Origin of the sequence: Leisingera sp. M527 (assembly GCF_025141525.1) — a bacterium.
Classification (GTDB): domain Bacteria; phylum Pseudomonadota; class Alphaproteobacteria; order Rhodobacterales; family Rhodobacteraceae; genus Leisingera.
In genome coordinates, this window is the sequence record NZ_CP081037.1 from 3,851,682 (window position 1) to 3,873,052 (window position 21,371).

A 21,371-nucleotide genomic window follows, 5' to 3' on the forward strand; every position below is an offset into this window, starting at 1 on the left:
GCCGGCGTTACCCCGCCGCCGCGGCAGCCCGCAGCGGACGTTCCTTCACCGGCAGATGCACAATCGCGCTGAACGCCCCGACACCGACACCGATCCACCACACAAAGGTGTAATCGCCATAAGCGTCATACATCCGCCCGCCCAGCCAGACGCCCAGGAAACTGCCCAGCTGGTGGCTGAAAAACACGATCCCGTAAAGCGTGCCCATGTAACGCAGCCCGTAGATATGCGCGACCAGGCCTGAGGTCAGCGGCACCGTCGCCAGCCACATGGACCCCATCGCAACCGAGAAGATGATCACGCTCATGGGGGTGATCGGGAACATGATGAATGCCGCCGCCGCAATCGTCCGCCCGGTGTAAATCGCCGCCAGCAGGTATTTCTTGGAATAGCGCTTGCCCAGATAGCCTGCCAGCAGCGTGCCGCCCACATTGGCCGCCCCGATCAATGAGATCGCCGCCGCCCCCAGCGCCGAGGTGGTGGTAATGCCCAATGAGTGCAGCGCCCCGCCCGGCAGGATCGGTCCGCACATCTCGGTCACGAACGCCGGGAAATGCGCGGTGACAAAAGCCAGCTGATAGCCGCAGCTGAAAAAGCCGAGGAAGATCAACGTGTAAGACGGGTCCTTGAAAGCCTTCACCAGGATCGCGCCCATGCTCTCTTCCAGCTCTGCCTTGCCGGCGGTCTCCGGCGCCCGCATCAGCGGCAGCAAGGCAATCAGCGCCAGCACCACACCCGCAAACACCAGAAAAATCGTCTGCCAGGGCAGAAAGCCCAGCATCCACTCCGCCGTGGGCGCACCGAAGATCTGCCCCGCGGACCCTGCTGCGGTGACAATCGCCAGCGACATCGAGCGGTTCTCGTCGGAACTCGCCCGCCCGACAACCGCCAGCACCACGCCAAAACCGGTGCCCGCAATGCCAAAGCCCACCAGCCATTCATAGCTTTGCATTTCAAACGGCGTCGTCGCCCAGGAGCTCAGCACCAGCCCGGCGGCATAGACAATTGCCCCCATGACGATCGCCTTGCGGTCGCCGACCTTCTCGGCGATGGCACCGAAAATGGGCTGGCCGATGCCCCAGGCCAGGTTCTGAATGGCAATAGCCAATGAGAACTCCGAGCGCAGCCAGCCGAACTCCTCGGCAATCGGGATCTGGAACACCCCGAACGAGGCCCGCACCGCAAAGCTCACCATGATGATAATGCAGCCGACGATCAGAACGGGGGTAAACAGCGGCGCGGGACGGTCCATGGGGTCTCTCCTGACAGGCCGCGCAACCCTCGGGGAAATTTGCCTCACGGTCAAATCAGGAATATTGCGCACATCATTAAGAATTATTGATGTGAAGCCGGCACTTCCCGGCCGCCATCCAATTCTGCACTCTTCCTGCACCTGGATCATTGCGGCGCTTCCCATCCCCAGCGCCCCGCGCTATCCCTGTCCCATGACCCATCTGACCACGCTGTACCGGCAGAAGATCGACGCGGGCGAATTGCAGCCCGACCCGGCCCAGGAGGCCGTGCTTCCCCATTTCGACCGCATCGCTGACGGGCTGATGGCGCCGCCGGTGAAACGCGGCTTCTTCCGCAAGGCGGAATATGAACCGGTCCAGGGGCTCTACCTCTGGGGCGGGGTGGGCCGCGGCAAGTCGATGCTGATGGATCTGTTTGTCGATAGCCTGGAGGACATCCCCGCCCGCCGGGTGCACTTCCACGCCTTCATGCAGGAAATCCACACCCAATTGCACGAGGCCCGCCAAAGCGGGGTGGAGGATGCGCTGGCCCCGGTGGCCAAGGCGGTTGCGGACTCGGTGCGCCTGCTGGCCTTTGACGAGATGCAGATCACCGACATCACCGACGCGATGATCGTGGGACGCCTGTTCGAGGCGCTGTTTGCCGCCGGCGTCACCGTGATCACAACTTCCAACCGGGTGCCGGACGACCTGTATAAAAACGGGCTGAACCGGCAGCTGTTCCTGCCCTTCATTGATCTCATCAAGGTGCAGATGCACGTGCATGAGATGGTCAGCCCGACCGACTACCGCCAGCACCGTTTGACCGGTGCCCAGGTCTATTTCGCCCCCGTCGATGCCGAGGCCCGCGCGCAGATCCGCGCCATCTGGACCGATCTTTCCGGTGGCCCGGCGCAGCCGCTGACGCTGGAGGTGAAGGGCCGCGAAGTGACCTTGCCCGCCTTCCGCAACGGGGTCGCGCGCGCCGCCTTCTATGACCTGTGCGGCAAGATGCTGGGCCCCGGCGACTATCTCGCCATCGCCGAAGAGGTGAAGGTGCTGGTGCTGGAGGACATCCCCCGCCTCTCCCGTAACAACTTCAACGAGGCCCGGCGCTTTGTGACCCTGATTGATGCCCTGTACGAGGCCAAGGTGCGGCTGATCTGCTCGGCGGCGGCGCAGCCCGAAATGCTCTATGTCGAGGGCGAAGGCACCTTTGAGTTCGAACGCACCGCCTCGCGCCTGCGCGAAATGCAGGACAAGGATTGGGGAGCCGCCACCCTATGATTGTCCGCGATACGCCCAGCCGCTGGGAGATTTTTCTGATCCTGAACGGGTCGGTGGTGCCGCGCATCCTGCCCAATATCATCGGCGCCGCGCTCTGGGCGCTGCTGGTGCTGCTGCTGGACCGCTACGTTGTTGCGATGCCGCAGATTTCCATCGCCGCAATGGGGGTGTTCGGCCTGTCGCTGTCGCTGTTCCTCAGCTTCCGCAACAACGCCGCCTATGACCGCTGGTGGGAGGCGCGGCGGATCTGGGGCCGCATGGTCTCCGACGTGCGCAGCCTGGCGCAGGAGCTCAGGATCTTTGCAGGCAAGGGCCCGGACGAGGACTTCATCCTGACCCGCATCCTTGCCTTTCACCACCTGCACCGCGCCCAGTTGCGCGGCGACGAGGTACGGGAGACGGTGCAGCACTGGGTCGGGCCGGAGGCAGCAGAGCAGCTGATGCAGGCACAAAACAGCCCCAACGCCGCCCTGCGCGACATCGCCGACCGGCTGCGCGAGATGGCAGAGGACGGCCGCATCGACGGCTTCGGCCAGCGCGCCCTGGCCGAACGGCTGGCGGCCTTCCCCGCCGCCCAGGCTGGGAACGAGCGGCTGCTGACCACGCCATTGCCCTTCGTCTATTCGCTGCTGGTCTGGCGCACGACGTATCTTTACTGCCTGCTCTTGCCCTTTGCCCTTCTGGACAGCGCCGGCTGGTTCGAGCCGCTGGTGGCGGCGGTGGTGGCTTATGTGTTCTTCGGCCTGGCCGAGGTCACGCATGAGCTGGAACACCCGTTCCGCAAACAGGCCAACTCAGTTCCGCTCAGCGCCATGTGCCGGGTGATGGAAATCTCGGTCTGCAATGCGCTGGGGCGCGACGTGCCGCCCAAACTGGAGCCGGTGGACTACGTACTGGACTAGGGCGCAGGCAAGAAGGGGGCGCTGCCCCCTCGGCCTCACGGCCTCACCCCCGGGGTATTGAAACCAGAAAGAAGCAGGAGGCGCGCCGCGCCAGCGGCGCCCGGCCCAACGGGATGAGATCGCCAGATCGAAGCCGGGCGGGAGAGCCTCCCCCGCCGCAGCTGCAAACCTCAGCCGTTTTCGCGCAGGATGTGGCCCGCCAGATACAGCGAACCGCAGATCAGTACCCGCGCCTGCGGGTCCTTGGCGGTGATCGCCTGCAGCGCCGCCAGAGTGCTCTCCGCGGTGCCGGCCTCCATGCCAACCGATTGGGCTGCGGCTTCGGTCTCTTCGGCGCTCAGCGTGTTGATCTCATCCGGGATCGAAATCGCCGTCAGGCTGGCAACATGCGGCACCAGGGGAGCCATGTAGCCGCTCACGTCTTTGGTGTTCAGCATGCCGCAGATGAGGTGCGTGGGGCGTTCCGGCAGTTTCGCCAGGACATCCGCCAATGCAATACCCGCCGCAGCATTGTGGCCGCCGTCCAGCCACAGCTCTGCCTCCGGCGCCGCCTCAATCAGCGGGCCGGTTTTCAGCTTCTGCATCCGCGCAGGCCATTCGGCGTTCACCATCGCCGCCTCGCAGGCCGCCTCATCCGCGCCCAGATGGCGCAGCGCCGCCAGCGCAGCACCGGCGTTCTGGACCTGGTGCGCCCCCAGCAATGCCGGCAGCGGCAAGTCCAGCAGGCCGGTTTCATCCTGGAACACCAGCCGGCCGTGTTCCTGATGCACATGCCACTGCTGGCCATAGGCAATCACCGGCGCGCCAAGACGGGCGGCGGTGGCCTCGATCACTTCCATCGCCTCGTCGGACTGCGGGCCAACCACCACCGGCACGCCGCGCTTGATGATCCCGGCCTTCTCGGTAGCGATCTTGGTCAGCGTGTCGCCCAGGAACTGCTCATGGTCGATGGAGATCGGGGTGATCACGCTGATCACGGGCTTATCAATCACATTGGTTGCATCCAGGCGCCCGCCCAGGCCCACCTCCAGCAGCGTGCAGTCCGCCGGGGTGCGGGAAAACGCCAGCAGCCCCGCCACCGTGGTGATCTCGAAATAGGTGATGTTCTCGCCGCCGTTCGCGCCGTAGCATTCGTCCAGCACCTCAGTCAGATACTGTTCCGAGATCAGCTCCCCCGCCAACCGGATCCGCTCATGGAACCGCGCCAGATGCGGCGAAGTATAGGCGTGCGCGCTCTTGCCCATGCCTTCCAGCCCGGCGCGGATCATCGCCTGGGTCGACCCCTTGCCATTGGTGCCGGCCAGATGGATCACCGGCGGCAGCTTGTCCTGCGGGTTGTCCAATGCGGCCAGCAGCCGCCAGACCCGGTCCAGCGTCAGGTCGATGATCTTGGGGTGCAGCGCCATCATGCGGGCGAGAATCGCGTCGGAGGTCTGGGTCATCAGCCTGGTCCTGTCAGATCGGATAGTCTTGCGTGGCAAAAAACAGCGCCCGCCCTGGTAAGGACGGGCGCGGCCCGGCCGGACAGCCGGGCAGGTCAATATAGACCGGTTTACTCGGCAGCTTCTTCGCTGACTGCGGCCTCGGCTGGCGCATTTGCGGCCTTGGCGGGATCTTCCTCTTCCGGTGAGGGCAGATCACCCACCACCTGCGGCGGCAGGCCCATCAGCATCCGGATGATGGTGATCAGCTCACCGCGCATCTCGGTGCGCGAGGTCACCCGGTCCAGCATACCGTGGTCCAGCAGATATTCGGCGCGCTGGAAGCCCTCGGGCAGCTTTTCGCGGATGGTCTGTTCGATCACCCGCGGTCCGGCAAAGCAGATCAGCGCGTTCGGTTCGGAAATATGCACATCGCCCAGCATCGCATAAGACGCCGTCACCCCGCCGGTGGTCGGATGGGTCAGCACCACGATATAGGGCAGGCCCGCCTCTTTCAGCATCTGCACCGCCACGGTGGTGCGCGGCATCTGCATCAGCGACAGGATGCCTTCCTGCATGCGGGCGCCGCCAGCGGCGGAAAACAGCACCAGCGGGCGGCCCAGCTTCACCGCTTCTTCAGCCGCGGCAATGATCGCATTGCCCACATACATGCCCATCGAGCCGCCCATGTAGGAAAAGTCCTGCGCGGCGGCGATAATCGGAGTGCGGCCGATTTCACCGGCAGCCACTAGCATGGCGTCTTTCTCGCCGGTCTTTTTCTGCGCTGCCTTGATCCGGTCGGGATATTTCTTCTGATCCTTGAACTTCAGGGGATCGGCCAGCGGTTCCGGTACCGCAACCTCGGTGAACACACCGCCGTCAAACAGCGCGGTGAACCGGTCGCGCGGGGTGATATGCATATGGTGGCCGCAGCTGGTGCAGACATTCTGATTGTCGCTCAGCTCGCGGTGAAACAGCATGGTGCCGCATTCATCGCATTTCTGCCAAAGGTTCTCGGGCACTTCACGGCGCGAAAAGATCGAGTTGATCTTGGGCCGGACGTAGTTGGTGATCCAGTTCATATTGCTTGCCTCTCCGGGGGCGCGGTTTGCCCCCCAGATAAGGCGCCTTGGCCGCAATTGCAATCAGCGGCGTATGGCAAGCCGTGCGCAAAGCCAGCTGACCAGCATCAGCGCAAAGTCCACCGCCATCCACGGGCGCAGCGCCTGAACATCGGCCATCTCAAAGGGGATCAGATACAGCGCCAGCCCGTTCAGGCTGGTCGGCGAGGCAAACAGCAGCAAAGCAGTAACGTTGTTGAAGAAATGCACCGCCATCGCCGGGCCCAGGGTACCGGCCCGCGCTGTCAGATCCGCCATCAGCACCCCGAACAATCCGGCCCAGACCGTGATCAGCAGCGCATTCTCCCCGGCCTCGGCAGGCAGGTAATGCCCCAGCGCAAACAGCGCCGACGGCCCCAGCAGCCACACTGCCGGGCTGCGGAACCGCGCCGCCAGCGCCTGCTGGATATAGCCGCGGAACAGGATCTCCTCTGCGGAGGTCTGCACCAGCACCGCAGCAATGGACAACGGCAGAATGCCCAGCCAGGTCCAGACCGGCAGGTTCGGGGTCATCGCCGGCCCCATGCTGTAGGGCGGCAGCAGCATGATCAGCACGCTTAAGCCCAGCAGATACAGGCTGACCTTGCCGAACTGCCAGACCAGCGGCACCAGATGCCCCGTGACGGTGGCAAAGCTGCGCTGGTGGAACAGCCGCGCCGCCATGGCTACGCCCAGCGATAGAAAGGCAAAGCTGCCCAGCAGCACCAGCATGGCGCCGGGCGTGCTGCCGTCACCCAGCCCCTGCAGCCAGGCACCGGGGAACAGGCCCGCCACCATCACCTGCAGCGCCGCGGTCATCGCAAAGCTGACCGCCGCCACCAGCACCAGCCCCAAAAGCAGCCGCCACAGTGCGGGCTGCAGCCGGGCAAAGCGCACCAAGGCCTCATGCGCCCTGTAACTGTGCCCGTCGCTGTACCGGTTTCTGTGCCTATGCTGCATGTGTCCTCCGGCTGGAATGGCGGCAAATTGCGCCAACGTTATGCATTGCTGCAACGCCATGGCAAGGCAGACAGCCCGGTGCACGGTTCACACTTGCCGCGAGGCAGCCCGGCCCGTAATAAATTTGTCAAAAAACAGACCGGCAGGGACCGCAGTGACCAGAATAAACAACGGAAAACCCGTGCCTTTTTCGCCCCCCGGCGGAAAGGCGCCAAGACTGCGCAGGGCTGCAGCCGCCGCCGCGCTAGCCGGCCTGGCCCTGGCAGGATGCAGCCCCGCCCCCACAGGCATGTCCTTTGCCGCCCGCGTGTCCGGCCCGGCGCCGCGCCTTAGCGGCCAAGTGATGTCCTTTGCCGGCGGCGGCGTGCTGCTGGCTGCCCCGGAAACCTTTTGCTTTGACCGGCGCAGCAGTACGGCGGATGACAGCGGCGGTTTTGCCTTGATTGCCCATTGCAGCCGGCTGGACCGGAACCGCTGGTTCGGCTCCCGTAATGCGGCCGTGCTGACTGCCTCGATCGGTCCGGCACAACAAGACGCCGCAGCTCCGCAAGCGGCTGATATCGTGGCCATGTTCCCCGGCGCCACGCTGCTGGAAACCCGCGACGACCAGTTGCTGCCGCTGGTCCGGCTGGAATTCCCCGAAGCCGTCGCCGAAGGGGCCAGCCCGGTCCACTGGCGCGGCGCCTTTGTGCTCGACCGGCATCTGGTGGCCCTGGCGCTTTATGCACCGGAGGGCAGCCGCGCCCTTGGCCGCCAGGGGGCAGCGCTGCTGAACGAAGTGACCCACCGCTCGCTGGAAGCCTCCACCCTGCCGGATCTTGAGGAAGCTGGCGCGGTGCTGCCCAAAGGCCCCCGGCAGTCCCTGCGCCCCCTGGCACGGCCCGCAGCAGCAGCCGCCGGCGCCCCGGAAACCGGCGCCACGCCTGCCCTGCGTAAAAAACGCGGGCTTGGCCAGCGGATTGCCGGTTTATTTCAATAGCCGCCAGCGGTTACACTGGCGCCAGCGCCCGCCGCATTACCGCACGGGCCGGACTCCGCAATACGGCGCAACAGGCAAGAGAGAGCACGATGGGCAGGATCATGGACCGGCTGATGCACCTGCGCAGCCTGCGCCGCTGGCGCGCAGCCGCAGAAGAGTCGGCCCGCGCGCCGCTGTCTGAACTGCGCCGCCAGCGCAATCAGGCCCGCCAGCTGCGTACCCATCTGGACCGGCTGATCCACACCGCCGACGGCCGCCTGGCGCTGCCGCAGATCGGCTCCTCCTTCTTTCCGCGTCCGCATGGCACCGATTGGTCCTGGCGCCCGGAGCTGTGGCGCGGGCCGCTGCCCGAATGCGGGCTGTCCTCCGTCCCCGCCAAGGCCCGGCTCGGCGATGAGGCGCAGCTGTTTCACGATTGCGCCTTCTCCGAACTGACCCTGCGCCAGCTGCGCAACACCCGCGAAGAAGACCTCGCCCCCTTCGGTCTGCGCATGGATGTGTTCCAATTCGACGGCTCGTTCCTATCGCTGGTGATCGACCTGCCACCCGCTGCTGCCAACGGCATGACCCGGCAGCATCTGCTGCGGATCGACAGCATTATCGAATCCGAAAAACCGATCGAGATTTTTGCCCGGCTCAACATCCAGCACGGTCCCAATACCGAACAGATCGTGCGCGAGCTGCCGCAGGAGCAAAAGAACATCGTGGTGGAGTTCGATCTAGCCTATTCCAAGCTGAACGAGAAGCGGATCGAAAAGATCTGGCTTGATCTGATATTTGAAGCGCCGGATATGAACCAGGTGATCCTGCGCGACCTGACCTTCTCGCGCCACCGCCGCGCGGCGATCTGAGGAACCTGAGCCATGAGCGACCTGTCACTGACCAAAATCCGCTTCCGCAACGGCATCTGGGAGGGCCGGATCAGCAACGCCCCCGCCAGCGGCGCGCGGCCCGAGATTTCCGTGATGTTCCAGGATCAGCCGGTGGCCGATGCAAAGCTTAAAGAAGGCCAGGCAGGCGGCGAATGGCTGATCTCAGTACCGGTCCCCGCCGAGGCATTGGCCGACGGGGTGCAGACTTTCGTGATATTCGATGCCGCCGGCGGCACCCGTCTGGGCGATTTCACCCTGATCGCCGGGGAGGCGGTGGCGGACGATCTGCGCGCCGAGGTCGAACTGCTGCGCGCAGAACTCGACATGCTGAAACGCGCCTTCCGCCGCCACTGCCTGGAAACCACCTGAGCGGCGGTTACACCAATGTCTGGAAATGCTCTGCCAGCACCTGCATCAGCTTGGCGTGCGGGATCGGGCCATAGCTGCAGCGCGCAACACCTGCCTGCCGCGCGGTTTCCAGCGTGATGCCGCGCATCATCGTGTTGACCGGCAGGCTGCAGCCCTCGCAGACTTGTGCAATCAGATCCGGATCGGTCAGGCCCGGGATGAAATACCCATTGCCGCCGGCCTCGGCATAAGCCGCGCCGCGCTCCAGCGTCTCCGCCATCAGGCCCGCGTGTTTTGACGTATCTTTTTCCTTCAAAAACAAATCTGTACGCGCATTGACGAAGATATCCGCATTGGCTGCCCGTACTGCGGCAACCCGCCTGGCTTGCTCCTCGATGCCGTAAAGATCCGCAGTGCCGACCACCTGATCCTCGAAGTTCAGCCCCACCGCACCGGTCTCGGCCAAACGCTTCACATTGGCGGTCAGCTGTTCCGGCGCACGGGCATAGCCGCCCTCAAAATCAATCGTCACCGGCAAATCCGTGGCGGCGATGATGCGTTCAGCGTTACCCAGAACAAACTCCAGCGGGATCTGCTCGCCATCGGCAAAGCCCTGCGCCACGGCCACCGGATAGCTGCCGGTCGCCAAGGCCGCGGCCCCCGCCCCGGCAATCGCCTTGGCGCTGCCAGCATCCCAGATGTTATACAGCACCACCGGGTTGCCCGGCTGATGCAGCGCCGCAAAGGCGCGTGCGCGGTCGGAATATGTCATGCAGAAATCCTCTGTTTGTAGCTTGTCTCAATCTCGATCAACCGCTGCTTGCGCCACAAGCCGCCGCCATAACCTGTCAGCGATCCATCCGCCGACAGCACCCGGTGGCAGGGTACGACCAGCGCCAGCTGGTTGGAACCATTGGCCCGCGCCACCGCGCGGGTGGCCGAAGCCCGGCCCAGCTCACGCGCGATCTGCGAATAAATGCGGGTTTCACCCGCCGGAATGGTCAGCAGATAACGCCAGACCTCGCGTTCAAATCCGGTGCCATGCAGGGCCAGCGGGGTTTGAAAATCCGCCCCCTCTCCGGCAAAGAACCGCTGCAGCTCATCGGCGATCTGCTGTGTCGGCGCCGGCCGCCCAAAGCCGATCCCGCCGGGCTGCGCCTTTTGCAGCTTGGCCACTTCCCGCGGCAGCGCCTTGCGGTCGGCAAATTCCAGCAGATGCAGCTGGTGCCGGCAGCTGATCGCAATCATCGCGCCCAGCGGCGTGTCGATCCAGTCGGCGAGCAACAGCGCGTCCTTGCGGAAGGCGCCCGGCGCAATCCCGACCAGCTTGGCAAAGGCCACGCGAAAGGCGCTGGCGCTTTCAAACCCGGCATCAATCTGCGCCGCAATCACCGGCTCGCCGGCCTTTAGCGCGGTGAAACCCTCGCGCAGGCGGCGCTGGCGGGCCATTTCCAGAAAGGTCATGCCGAAATGCCGTTTGAACGCCCGCCGAACGGTGGACGCATCCAGCCCCATCCGTGCCAGATCGCCCTCGCCCCAGCGATAGGCGGGGCGCTCCTCCAGCCGGGCCAGCAGATCCTGCACCATCGGATCATCCCCGGCAGCAGCCGCCAGCGGCTTGCAGCGCTTGCAGGCGCGGAACCCTGCCTCAATGCATTGGCCGGGGCTGGCGTAGAACCGGCAGTTCTCGAATTTGGGATTGCGCGCCGGACAGGTCAGGCGGCAGAAGATGCCGGTGGAGGTCACACCGACATAGGCGCGCCCCTCATAGGCGTCATCACGGGTGATCAGCGCTTGGTACAGCGTCGGGGAATCAGGCAGGTCAAACATCATGGGGCGAACATAGCCCAGCCCATGCAATCAATCCGCCGGAGATCGGGCGTTGATATTCACTTTGACGCGACAAATGCGTTGCGCCGGGCTGGGTGTTGCCCTTTCAGCGTACGCCGGTTTCACCTGATCATCAGGTTTTCACAACATACTCTCCCCTGATCGATCACCCATTGCACAAGGCGCGGGCAAGCTGTGCGGCTGCCCGCGTATCACCCGGAGACCGGCCCCGATAAAAGGGGGGGCGTTCAGGAATTCCTGTCCGAGCAGGCCCTGCGGGGTCTGTCCATTCTCTGCCCGGCGGCGCCGCCATCCCTATTACCGGCAGCCCCAGACATCAGCAGATCTGCCACCGGCAGTTCCGGCGGCACATCAGACATGAAAAAGGCCGCCCAACCGGACGGCCCCTTTGTGCTGCAATATGGCCAAGCCTTATTTCGGTCCCAGGGCAACCAGCCCCTTCAGGATGTCGATGGCATAGGCCAGCTGGTAATCCTCTTCGCGCAGCTCGGCGGCCTTCTCGGCCTTTTCGCGGTCGGCTTCGATCTGGCGGATCTCATCCTCGCTCAGGCTGTCATTGTTCAGACTGCCGCGCAGATCGGCCTCGGAGCGCGAGCGGCGGGCAGGCGAGTCGTTCTCCTCCTCAGCCGCAGCGGTTCGGCGGGGCTGCTGCACCACAATATCAGGGCTGACGCCCAGCGCCTGGATCGACCGGCCCGACGGCGTGTAATAGCGCGCAGTGGTCAGACGCATCGCGCCCTCGCCCTTCAGCGGCATCACCGTCTGCACCGATCCTTTGCCGAAAGACTTGGTGCCGATGACAATGGCGCGGCGGTGATCCTGCAGCGCACCGGCCACAATTTCCGAGGCCGAGGCCGAACCGCCATTGATCAGCACCACAATCGGCTTGCCATCCGCCAGATCGCCCGGCGTTGCGTTGAACCGCTCGCCGTCCTCGGGGTCGCGGCCGCGGGTCGAGACGATCTCACCGGATTCCAGGAAACTGTCTGCCACCTTGATCGCCTGGGTCAGCAGCCCGCCGGGATTGTTGCGCAGGTCCAGAACGATGCCGTTCACATTGTCCTTGCCGCCAGCATCCTCGATCTGCTTTTTCAGCCCGGACACCAGGTTGGTTGTGGTTTGATCGTTAAAGGTGGTGATCCGCATCACCACGGTATCGCCCTCAACACGGCTGCGCACCGCCGTCAGCTTGATGGTGTCGCGGATGATCGAGACATCAAACGGTTCGGACTCGCCTTCGCGCACCACGGTGATCACAATCTCGGACCCCACCGGTCCGCGCATCAGGGTGACCGCATCGTCCAGCGACAGGCCCAGCACGCTTTCGCCATCCACATGGGTGATGAAATCGCCTGATTCCATGCCGGCCTCGTCCGCCGGGGTACCGTCGATCGGCGAGACAACTTTGACAAAACCCTCTTCCTGGGTGACTTCGATCCCAAGGCCGCCGAATTCGCCGCGGGTCTGCACCCGCATGCTGGCCGCATCATCCGGCGACAGATAGCTGGAATGCGGATCCAGCGACGTCAGCATGCCGCCGATGGCCGCCTCAATCAGCTCTTTCTCGTCAACTTCCTCGACATATTGGGCGCGGATGCGCTCGAAGATGTCGCCGAACAGGTCCAACTGCTCATAGACATTTGCCTCGCGCGTGCCTTCCTGCGCCAGTAAAGGACCCGCCACATAGGTTGTTGCCACGATCCCTGCCAGCGTGCCGCCAATGGCCGCCATCGCAAATTTTCTCATCAAGCCTTCATCCACCTTTTCCAGTGCGGAACCATGTTTCCGGGTCCACCGGGCTGTTGTCCATTCTCACTTCTATATAGAGCGTTTCTGTCCGGTCAGTTCCACCCCCTTCACCGCTAAGTGACAGAATTGCGTCCGGCTTGGGGTTTTCTCCGCTCATCAATCCCACCGGCGTGCCCTCGGGGATCACCTGCCCCGCCTCGCCGAACACCTCGGCCAGGCCGGAGAGTACAAACAGCGTCTCCGGCTGCGGTTCCAGAATCACCACATTGCCCAGATCCAGCAGCGGCCCGCGGTAGCGGATGGTGGCCGCCGTTGGCGCCGTGACCAGCGCCCGGGGACGCGCCGCGATCAACAGACCGGGCCGGGCAATGCCCGCCGCATCGCGTTCGCCGTAGCCGCGCAGCAGCAGCCCTTCGACCGGCAGCGGCAGGGTGCCGCGCAGCTCTGTGATGTCGGCGCTGGTCCCGGCGATGTCACCGCCGGCAATCTCGGCCAGCCCGTCGGCAAAGCCCGACAGGGTTTCAGTCGAGGAGATCAGGATCGCAGTGCGCACCGGATCAGCAGTGAAACGACGCGGCAGCGTGGTGCGGTCGGCAATCGCGGTGGACAGCTGCACCCGCGCGGATTGCACGCCTGCCAGCCCCTCCTCCAGCGTCCTGGCCGCATTCTGCTGCAGCAGCCGCAGGCTCTGCACCTCGTCCAGATCCATCTTCAGCGACTGCGCCCTGGCGTGCAGGGCCGGGGTCACTTCGGCCAGCATCATCGCCGAGCGCGCCGCGCCCAAAGGCCCCGAAGGATGCACCATCAGCACCGGCGGCGGCGAGGTTTCAATGGTCTGGATAATTCCCAGCAGCCCCGAGACCTCCTCTTGCCGCGCCGCCAGCTGCGCACTCAGCTGCGCCTCGCGCCGCGCCACCCGGCGCAAGCCGTCGCGCATCGCCGCCAGCCCGGCCTCAAACGCCTGCACGGTTGCGGTCAGCGCCTTCACCCGGTCACGGGAGCTGCCGGCCTCCTGCAATTGCACCGAAGCCCCCTCCAGCTGCGCCGCCGCCGTGCGTGCGGCCCCGGCAGGGTCCGCCGCAACCTGCAGCGGCGCGGCCAGCAGGGCCAGCAGCAAAAGACCCGCCCGCAAGGTCATGACAGCAGGCTCTCCCCGGTCATCTCTGCCGGTTTCTCCAGCCCCATCAGCTCCAGAATAGTCGGCGCCAGATCCGCCAGCCGGCCATCCCGGAGTGTGGCGCCTTCCGGCCCGCCGACCAGCGCCACCGGTACCAGGTTCAGCGTATGCGCGGTATGGGCACCGCCGGTTTCCGGATCCACCATCACCTCGCAATTGCCGTGATCTGCGGTAACAATCATCGCGCCGCCCGCCTTTTCCAGCGCTTCCATCACCTGCGCCAACCCGCGGTCCACCGCTTCACAGGCCAGCATCGCCGCCTTCAGATCGCCGGTATGGCCGACCATGTCGGGGTTGGCATAGTTGGTCACAATCAGGTCATAGCCCGCAGCAATTGCCTCAACAAACTTCTCCGTCACCTCGGGGGCCGACATCTCCGGCTGCAAATCATAGGTCGCCACATTGGGCGACTTCGGCATGAACCGGTCCTCGCCCTCTTCCGGGTCTTCCTTGCCGCCATTCAGGAAGAAGGTCACATGCGGATATTTCTCGGTCTCCGCCAGCCGGAACTGCCGCTTGCCCTGTTTGGCCACCCAGGCGCCCAGCGTGTTCACAATCGCCGCCTTGGGATAACAGGTGGTCATGTAATCGCTGTGGCTGTCGGAATACTCCACCATGCCCAGCAGGCCTGCCAGTTTGGGGCGCTCGCCTGCATCAAATTCAGCAAACCCCGGTTCGCCAATCGCGCGCAGAATCTCCCGCGCGCGGTCAGCCCGGAAGTTCAGGCAAAAGACCCCGTCGCCGTCCTTCACCCCCTGATAGCCGTCCAGCACGGTGGCGGCGATGAACTCATCCGTTTCCGACTGATTATAGGCGTGGTCCACCGCGCTGTGGGCATTCATCCCCGGCCGCCCCTTGGCGTGGATCATCGCATCATAGGCCTCGCTGACGCGGCCCCAGCGGTTGTCGCGGTCCATCGCGAAATAGCGCCCGGTGACGGTGGCAATGCGTGCGCCTTCGGGCAGCTTCTCCTCCAGCCGGCGAAAGTGGCGAAAGGCCGATTTCGGCGCCACATCGCGCCCGTCGGTGATTGCATGCAGCCAGACCGGCACGCCCGCGTCCGTCACCGCCGTCACCGCCGCCAGGATGTGGTTGATATGCCCATGCACGCCGCCGTCCGAGACCAGCCCCATCAGATGCGCCGCGCCGCCGCTGTCCTTCAGCTGCTTGATAAACGCCTGCAAAGCGCCGTTTTCAAAGAACGACCCGTCTTCAATGGCCAGGTCGATCTGCCCCAGATCCATCGCCACCACCCGGCCCGCGCCGATATTGGTGTGGCCCACTTCTGAATTGCCCATCTGCCCGGTCGGCAGCCCCACATCCGGCCCATGGGTGATCAGCCGGGCGGCAGGCCCCTTGGCCAGGATCGCATCAAAGGTTGGCGTTTGCGCCAGATAAGGCGCGTTTGCCTTGCCGGGCTCGCCGCTGCCCCAGCCGTCAAGAATGCACAGGACAACGGGTTTGGGTGCGGTCATGGGGTAGCTCCGGGGCAAGGCTGTGTTCGCAAGCCTTCTAACGCCTCGCCGCGCCGGGGTGAACCGGCATTCCTGCCACAGTTGGCGTTATCAGCGCGCAGGCCGGCGCAAAGCCCGCCAATCCGCTTCATCTTTCCCCAAATACTCAATCCCCCGGCCCGCCACCCGCGCCGCCGCCCGCGTTCTGCGGTGTCAGCAGATGCCGGATCAGCGCCACCGGATGGGCCCGCAAGGACAGCCGCATGGCGACGTAATCCTCCACCACTTCCTCGCCCAGGCCCATCTGCGGCAGATCCGCTTCCGGCTCATAGATCCCCTCGCCCTCCAGCTCGCGGGCAAACAGCGGCAGCGGCTTGCGGGCGGTGATCGCCTTGGCCGCCCACAAGGCCTCACGCCGGTTCAACCCGAGGGCAGCAAAGGCATCGGCTTCGGCCAGCCGCTCGATCACCGGCGGCGGGGTGCCTGCCTTGCGCCAGACGTCCTCCACCTCTGTATAGCCATTGCCGCGCGCCGCAGTCAGCCAGGCGGCGTCCTCATCGCGCAGACCTTTCACCTGCCGGAACCCCAGCCGCAGCGCCAGGCCGCCATGGCCGTCGGGCTCCATCACATTGTCCCAATAGGAATTATTGATGCAGACCGGGCGCACGTCTACGCCATGTTCGCGGGCGTCGCGAACGATCTGGACAGGCGCGTAGAACCCCATCGGCTGAGCGTTCAGCAGCGCACAGGCAAAGATGCCGGGATGGTGGCATTTGATCCAGGCAGAGGCATAGACCAAGAGCGCAAAAGACGCCGCATGGCTTTCCGGAAACCCGTAAGAGCCGAAGCCCTCGATCTGGGAAAAGCAGCGCTCGGAGAACTCTGTGTCATAGCCGTTCCTGGCCATGCCACGCAAAAACAGGCTGCGGAATTCGCTGACGTTGCCGTGTTTTTTGAAGGTGGCGAGCGACCGCCGCAGCCGGTCGGCCTGCTCGGGCGTGAAACCGGCACCAACGATGGCGATCTGCATCGCCTGCTCCTGAAACAGCGGCACGCCAAGGGTCTTGCCCAGTACCTCGCCCAGCGCGTCCGAGGGGAAATGCACCGGCTCCTCGCCATTGCGGCGGCGGATATAGGGGTGCACCATATCGCCCTGGATCGGGCCGGGGCGGACGATGGCAACCTCGATCACCAGATCATAGAAATGGCGCGGCTTCATCCGCGGCAGAAAGTTCATCTGCGCCCGGCTTTCGACCTGAAAGACGCCAATGCTGTCGGCCCGGCACAGCATGTTGTAGACCGCCGGATCCTCGGGCGGCAGGGTGGCCAGGCTGTAGTCCAGCTGATGGTGCTGCTGCAGCAGATCAAACGCCTTGCGGATACAGGTCAGCATGCCCAAGGACAGCACATCGACCTTGAGGATACCAAGCGTGTCGATGTCGTCCTTGTCCCAGCAGATGACCGTGCGGCCCTCCATCGTGGCGTTCTCGATCGGCACCAGCTCGTCCAGCCGGCCTTGGGTGATGATAAAGCCGCCCACATGTTGCGACAGGTGGCGCGGGAAGCCGATGATCTGCTCCACCATCTGCATCGTCAGCTGCAGGCGGCGGCTGCCGGGGTCCAGCCCGATCTCGCGCATCCGCTCGGCCTCCACCCCCTTGGCGCTGAAAAACCCCCACAGCTGCGAGGACAGGGCCGAGATGGTGTCCTCGGTCAGGCCCATGGCACGGCCCACCTCGCGGATGGCGCGCTTGCCGCGGTAGTGGATCACCGTGGCACACAGCCCTGCGCGGTGGCGGCCGTAGCGTTCATAAATCCACTGGATCACCTCCTCGCGCCGCTCGTGCTCGAAATCGACGTCGATGTCGGGCGGCTCGTCGCGGGCCTCGGAGACGAAACGCTCGAACACCATGGTGCCGAGTTCGGGGCTGACCGACGTCACGCCGAGACAGTAGCAGACCACCGAATTCGCCGCCGAGCCGCGCCCCTGGCACAGGATCCCGCGGGAGCGGGCAAAGGCGACGATGTCGCGCACCGTCAGGAAGTAGGGATCATATTTCAGCTTGCCGATCAGGGCCAGTTCATGCTCCAGCAGGCTGCGCACCTTGTCCGGCGCGCCGCCCGGATAGCGCCATTGCAGGCCCTCCTCGGCCAGCCGCCGCAGGCGTTGCGGCGGGGTCTCACTGCCGCGCCCCTCATCCGGGTAGTCATAGCGCAGCTCATCCAGGGAGAAATTCAGCTGCTCCGCCAGCCGGGCGGCATTGTCCACAGCGTCTTCATACCCGCGGAACAGACGGCGCATTTCCGCCTCTGACCGCAGGCGCTGCTCACCATTGGCCATGGCGGCGCGGCCCAGGGTTTCGACCTTGCAGCGCAGGCGGATGGCGCTGAGGACATCGCCCAGGCGGCGGCGGCTGCCGTGGTGCATCTTTGGCGCGGCACTGGCGAGCGGCGGCAGGTTCAGATGCCGGGCGAGATCCGCGAGCTGCGCAAACCGTGTTTGGTCGCCGCCGTCATAGGCAGGCGCCATCAGCAGATGCATCCGCCCGCCAAAGCGGCGCGTCAGCCCGTCCATATGCGGCCCCCATCCGCCCGCACCGCTGAGGTCATGTTCCGCCTGCGGCAACAGGAGCAGGTGGAGACCCTCCGCGAATTCCAGCAGGTCAGCGATATGCAGGAGACAGCTGCCTTTCTCCACTCTGAGCCGCCCGGTGGAGATCAGCTGTGTCAGACTGCCCCAGCCCGCGCGGTTCACCGGCAGCGCGATCACCTCTGGCGCATCACTGAAGATCAGCCGCGCCGCCGGGATCAGCCGTGGCGCATCGCAGATAGGGAAAGAAAGCGGCGGCGCAATGCCCTCGGGGGGCGGCGGGCCGATGGGCGTGTTCTGCCGGTTCCAGTCCTGCCGCTCGCGCACCTGGCGGGCAATGCCGCGGCATTCGGCATGGGCGCGCACGATGCCCGCCACCGAGTTTTCGTCGGCAATGGCAACCGCCGCGATCCCCAGCTCCAGCGCGCGGGTCACATACTCCTCAGGGTGGGAGGCCCCGGTGAGGAAGGTGAAGTTGGAAAGGCAGGCAAATTCGGCAAACATGACCTGCATGATATTCCCGTTTTGTTCTCATGTGGAGTCCTGCCGCAACGCCAGCCGCAGACGCCGCCCGCGCCGCGCGGCGCTTGGCCCAACCGCCGCAAGGCATTTTCAATGCCCGCACGACGGGCGGGAGCGCTTTGTTTCAGGCCACACCAGGATGCGCAAGATCCGGGTCGATTGCGGCGGGGCGGGCCGGGCATGGTGGTGTCAGCAAAAGGAGAAAACCCATGATCAGGATCACCGCCCTGCCCACAGAGATTGTCCGCACGCTGCAGGAGGGCGGCGCCGATGCCCACGGCCAAGCGCCGGAGCGCGCGGTGTCCGGCGGCGGCAGCAACCCCTGCCGCCACTGCCTGCAATACATCCCCGATGGTAAAGACATGCTGATCCTGGCCCACCGCCCTTTTCCCGAAGCACAGCCCTATGCAGAAACAGGGCCGATTTTCCTGTGCGCCGATCATTGCGAACGGCACGAAGGCGAAGATATGCCGGAGATGTTGACGGGCTCCCCGGATTACCTGATCAAAGGCTACAGCGCCGATCACCGGATTGTTTACGGCACCGGCATTGTCATCCCGCAGGCCGAGATGAGGCGGCAGACGGAAGCGATCTTTGCGGATGAGCGGGTCAGCTACATCCACGTCCGGTCATCACGCAACAACTGCTACCAGGCGCGGATCGACCGGGGGTGAAGGGGTAACCGGGGGGTGAAGGGGAAAGTGCCGACCCTCACGTTGGCCTCGGAACACTGAGGGCGGCGTCTGCCTGGTCAAGCGCGGCCCGGCTTGTCGGCCGCGCGGAACAGATGTTCCAACCTGCCGGACAGGCTATCCCGCTCTGGCTGATTTTGTCAGCGACAGGAAAACGTCCTCCAAGTCTGCCTCTTCGGTCTTCACATCACGGATCGAAATACCGGCGGCATGGACCGCGGCCAGCACGTCCTCGGCGCTGGTCAGGCGGCTGCGGTAGCGCAGCACCACGGCGCCGTCTTCGCGCAAACAGGCCTCGATCCCCTCGCCCTGCGGCACGACCGTGGCGGGCACCGCCGGATGCACCACCATGGTCTTGGCATCAAGCCGCCCCAGCAGGCTGGATTTGCTGTCCCGCGCCACCACCTCGCCCTGGTTGATAATGGCGATCTCGTCGCACATCTCCTCGGCTTCCTCCAGGTAGTGGGTGGTGAGGATGATGGTCATGCCTTGGGCGTTCAGCTTGCGGATGTTCTGCCACAGCATCTGGCGCAGCTCGATATCGACACCCGCCGTGGGTTCATCCAGCACCAGCACCGACGGGCGGTGAACCAGCGCCTTGCCCAGCAGCAAGCGCCGCCGCATGCCGCCAGAGAGGGTCCGGGCATAAGCCCCGGCCTTGTCCGTGAGGCCGATCATCCGCAGGATTTCGTCGCTGTGGCGCTCGGGTTTGGGCACACCGTAAAGACCCGCCTGCACCTCCAGCGCGCCGCGCGGGGTGAAGAAAGGATCAAGGTTCAGCTCCTGCGGCATGACACCGATGGCAGCCCGGCTCTGGCGCGGGTTTTCGTCCTGGTCAAAGCCCCAGATCGACACCTGTCCGCTGGTCTTGCGCACCAGCCCTGCCAGGATATTGATCAGAGTGGATTTACCGGCGCCATTCGGCCCCAATAGCCCAAAGACCGAACCGCGCGGCACCGTGAGATCGACGCCCTTCAGCGCGTGTTTCCCGGGCTGGCCATTGTGCCCTTTGTAAATTTTGCGCAAAGCTTTGATACGGATTGCATCGCTTGTCATCGCCGCTCTTGCCCCCGGTTTTTCCTTGGCTCATAAAAGCGCCTAGCCGAAAAGTGAAAGGACTGCCAGCCATGAGCACCGCCACGCCCCCTGAAGCGCCGGAAACCAGGATCGTGAACAGCCGCAAGGTGGCCTGCGACGGCAGCGAGGGCGCACTGGGGCATCCGCGGGTCTATTTGCAGATCCCCGAGGCCGAGGGTTTCGTAGAATGCCCCTATTGCGACTGCAAGTATATCTATGAGGATGCGGCCAAGGCGGCGGAGTGATCCAACGCGGCCCAGCCCAGGCCTGCAGCGGCCGGGAACCGGAAAATTCAAATTTTCCGGCCAAATTTCTTTGAAGAAATTTGCCAGCGCCCGGTATGGTCCCGCAGGGCTTAAGCAAACGGGTGGCGCACATGGCACAGCTTCTGATCGTCTACCACTCGCGCACCGGCGGCAGCCGCCGGATGGCGGAGGTGGCGGCGGAGGCGGCACGTGGTGAGGTTTCCACAGTTCTGAAGCGGGCCGCAGAGGCCAGGCCCGAGGATCTGCTGGCGGCGGATGGCTACATCTTCTGCGCGCCGGAAAACCTGGCGGCGCTGTCCGGCCAGATGAAGGAATTTTTCGACCGCTGCTATTATCCCGTGCTGGGGCGGCTCAGCGGACGGCCCTATGCGCAGATGGTCTGTGCCGGCTCGGATGGGGAGAACGCCGCCCGCCAATGCGCCCGGATTGCCACCGGCTGGCGATTAAAACAGGTGCAGGAGCCGCTGATCATCTGCACCCATGCGCAGACGCCTGAGGCCATTCTGGCTGAGAAGGCGATCCCCAAGCACCAGCTGGATGCCTGCCGCGAACTGGGCCTGGCGTTAGGCGCGGGGCTGGCGATGGGGGTGTTTTGACCCTTCATTTGCGCCACTGAAAACCACGGCTGTGTCACGCCTGAGGACGTTTCGCCGCTAAAACTGCCCTTAAGCCAGCCTGTTGCGGCCCCGGTGAAAATCTCTCCTCCTTCCAGGCAGGCCGCCAGGAACGCACAGTTGCCCGGGCTGCCTTGCACGGTTGAACGCACTGCGGGAAAAGGGCGTAGATTGTGCCATCATTGCCCACAGGTTCAGTGCAAGACACAAGAACCGTCAGTAGCAACTGGCAGAACGGCAATTGCAGTGCAGCGGGGGATGAAGGATAAGGATTTTTG

The 21,371-nt window shown here is 64.7% G+C and carries 19 protein-coding genes; 8 read left to right on the plus strand and 11 right to left on the minus strand.

Annotated elements, in window-relative coordinates; translation table 11 throughout:
- Nucleotides 1-7 precede the first annotated feature (7 nt).
- Complete coding sequence (locus K3555_RS18995) at nucleotides 8-1,252, minus strand: MFS transporter (RefSeq protein WP_260006649.1); 1,245 nt, start codon at nucleotides 1,250-1,252, stop codon at nucleotides 8-10.
- A 193-nt stretch (nucleotides 1,253-1,445) separates the two neighbouring features.
- On the opposite strand from K3555_RS18995, the gene zapE reads away from it, so the two are divergent.
- Both zapE and K3555_RS19005 read left to right on the plus strand, forming a co-directional pair.
- On the plus strand, nucleotides 1,446-2,519 hold the full coding sequence (gene zapE / locus K3555_RS19000; RefSeq protein ID WP_260006650.1) for a cell division protein ZapE: 1,074 nt from the start codon (nucleotides 1,446-1,448) through the stop codon (nucleotides 2,517-2,519).
- On the plus strand, nucleotides 2,516-3,421 hold the full coding sequence (locus K3555_RS19005; protein WP_260006651.1) for a bestrophin family protein: 906 nt from the start codon (nucleotides 2,516-2,518) through the stop codon (nucleotides 3,419-3,421). Before zapE ends, K3555_RS19005 begins: the two co-directional genes overlap by 4 nt.
- A gap of 170 nt (nucleotides 3,422-3,591) precedes the next feature.
- On the opposite strand, the gene K3555_RS19010 is transcribed toward K3555_RS19005, so the two are convergent.
- The 3 genes from K3555_RS19010 to K3555_RS19020 all read right to left on the minus strand — a co-directional run bounded on the left by K3555_RS19010 (nucleotide 3,592) and on the right by K3555_RS19020 (nucleotide 6,902).
- Nucleotides 3,592-4,863, minus strand: a complete 1,272-nt coding sequence (locus K3555_RS19010; protein ID WP_260006652.1) for a folylpolyglutamate synthase/dihydrofolate synthase family protein — start codon at nucleotides 4,861-4,863, stop codon at nucleotides 3,592-3,594.
- A 110-nt stretch (nucleotides 4,864-4,973) separates the two neighbouring features.
- Nucleotides 4,974-5,924: an acetyl-CoA carboxylase, carboxyltransferase subunit beta gene (gene accD, locus K3555_RS19015; RefSeq protein ID WP_259996476.1), complete on the minus strand. Its 951-nt coding sequence runs from the start codon at nucleotides 5,922-5,924 to the stop codon at nucleotides 4,974-4,976.
- 63 nt (nucleotides 5,925-5,987) lie between these two features.
- Nucleotides 5,988-6,902, minus strand: coding sequence for a CPBP family intramembrane glutamic endopeptidase (locus tag K3555_RS19020; protein WP_259988211.1), 915 nt, complete (start codon nucleotides 6,900-6,902; stop codon nucleotides 5,988-5,990).
- 181 nt (nucleotides 6,903-7,083) lie between these two features.
- Between K3555_RS19020 and K3555_RS19025 the strand changes: the two genes are divergently transcribed.
- The 3 genes from K3555_RS19025 to K3555_RS19035 all read left to right on the plus strand — a co-directional run bounded on the left by K3555_RS19025 (nucleotide 7,084) and on the right by K3555_RS19035 (nucleotide 9,122).
- Nucleotides 7,084-7,881, plus strand: coding sequence for a hypothetical protein (locus K3555_RS19025; RefSeq protein ID WP_260006653.1), 798 nt, complete (start codon nucleotides 7,084-7,086; stop codon nucleotides 7,879-7,881).
- A gap of 89 nt (nucleotides 7,882-7,970) precedes the next feature.
- Nucleotides 7,971-8,732: a DUF6478 family protein gene (locus tag K3555_RS19030; RefSeq protein ID WP_260006654.1), complete on the plus strand. Its 762-nt coding sequence runs from the start codon at nucleotides 7,971-7,973 to the stop codon at nucleotides 8,730-8,732.
- Nucleotides 8,733-8,744: 12 nt separating this feature from the next.
- Complete coding sequence (locus K3555_RS19035; protein ID WP_129372367.1) at nucleotides 8,745-9,122, plus strand: hypothetical protein; 378 nt, start codon at nucleotides 8,745-8,747, stop codon at nucleotides 9,120-9,122.
- Nucleotides 9,123-9,129: 7 nt separating this feature from the next.
- Here the strand turns inward: K3555_RS19035 and K3555_RS19040 are convergent, their stop codons facing one another.
- The 6 genes from K3555_RS19040 to K3555_RS19065 all read right to left on the minus strand — a co-directional run bounded on the left by K3555_RS19040 (nucleotide 9,130) and on the right by K3555_RS19065 (nucleotide 18,426).
- On the minus strand, nucleotides 9,130-9,873 hold the full coding sequence (locus tag K3555_RS19040) for an isocitrate lyase/phosphoenolpyruvate mutase family protein (RefSeq protein ID WP_259988217.1): 744 nt from the start codon (nucleotides 9,871-9,873) through the stop codon (nucleotides 9,130-9,132).
- Nucleotides 9,870-10,934 (minus strand): bifunctional transcriptional activator/DNA repair enzyme AdaA, encoded by a 1,065-nt coding sequence (locus tag K3555_RS19045; protein WP_260006655.1) that lies wholly within the window; start codon nucleotides 10,932-10,934, stop codon nucleotides 9,870-9,872. The genes K3555_RS19040 and K3555_RS19045 overlap by 4 nt, the downstream gene beginning before the upstream one ends.
- A 429-nt stretch (nucleotides 10,935-11,363) precedes the next feature.
- Nucleotides 11,364-12,698, minus strand: coding sequence for a S41 family peptidase (locus K3555_RS19050; RefSeq protein ID WP_259988221.1), 1,335 nt, complete (start codon nucleotides 12,696-12,698; stop codon nucleotides 11,364-11,366).
- A 7-nt stretch (nucleotides 12,699-12,705) separates the two neighbouring features.
- Nucleotides 12,706-13,839, minus strand: a complete 1,134-nt coding sequence (locus tag K3555_RS19055; protein ID WP_259988223.1) for a murein hydrolase activator EnvC — start codon at nucleotides 13,837-13,839, stop codon at nucleotides 12,706-12,708.
- Nucleotides 13,836-15,353, minus strand: coding sequence for a 2,3-bisphosphoglycerate-independent phosphoglycerate mutase (gene gpmI, locus K3555_RS19060; RefSeq protein WP_260006656.1), 1,518 nt, complete (start codon nucleotides 15,351-15,353; stop codon nucleotides 13,836-13,838). The genes K3555_RS19055 and gpmI overlap by 4 nt, the downstream gene beginning before the upstream one ends.
- Before the next feature lie 145 nt (nucleotides 15,354-15,498).
- Entirely contained in the window at nucleotides 15,499-18,426 is a 2,928-nt protein-coding gene (locus tag K3555_RS19065; RefSeq protein WP_260008563.1) for an error-prone DNA polymerase, read from the minus strand.
- Nucleotides 18,427-18,653: 227 nt separating this feature from the next.
- Here K3555_RS19065 and K3555_RS19070 point away from each other — a divergent pair, with 227 nt between their 5' ends.
- A complete protein-coding gene (locus tag K3555_RS19070; RefSeq protein WP_260006657.1) occupies nucleotides 18,654-19,118 on the plus strand; it encodes a DUF1203 domain-containing protein in 465 nt (154 codons plus the stop codon).
- Between the two features lie 135 nt (nucleotides 19,119-19,253).
- Here K3555_RS19070 and K3555_RS19075 read toward each other — a convergent pair whose 3' ends face one another.
- Nucleotides 19,254-20,192 (minus strand): ABC transporter ATP-binding protein, encoded by a 939-nt coding sequence (locus tag K3555_RS19075; RefSeq protein WP_260006658.1) that lies wholly within the window; start codon nucleotides 20,190-20,192, stop codon nucleotides 19,254-19,256.
- A 71-nt stretch (nucleotides 20,193-20,263) separates the two neighbouring features.
- Between K3555_RS19075 and K3555_RS19080 the strand changes: the two genes are divergently transcribed.
- Together K3555_RS19080 and K3555_RS19085 are read left to right on the plus strand one after the other, a co-directional pair.
- The gene (locus tag K3555_RS19080) at nucleotides 20,264-20,458 is read left to right on the plus strand and encodes a zinc-finger domain-containing protein (RefSeq protein WP_129372375.1); all 195 of its coding nucleotides are present in this window, start codon (nucleotides 20,264-20,266) and stop codon (nucleotides 20,456-20,458) included.
- A 131-nt stretch (nucleotides 20,459-20,589) separates the two neighbouring features.
- Entirely contained in the window at nucleotides 20,590-21,075 is a 486-nt protein-coding gene (locus K3555_RS19085) for a flavodoxin family protein (RefSeq protein WP_260006659.1), read from the plus strand.
- Nucleotides 21,076-21,371 lie beyond the last annotated feature (296 nt).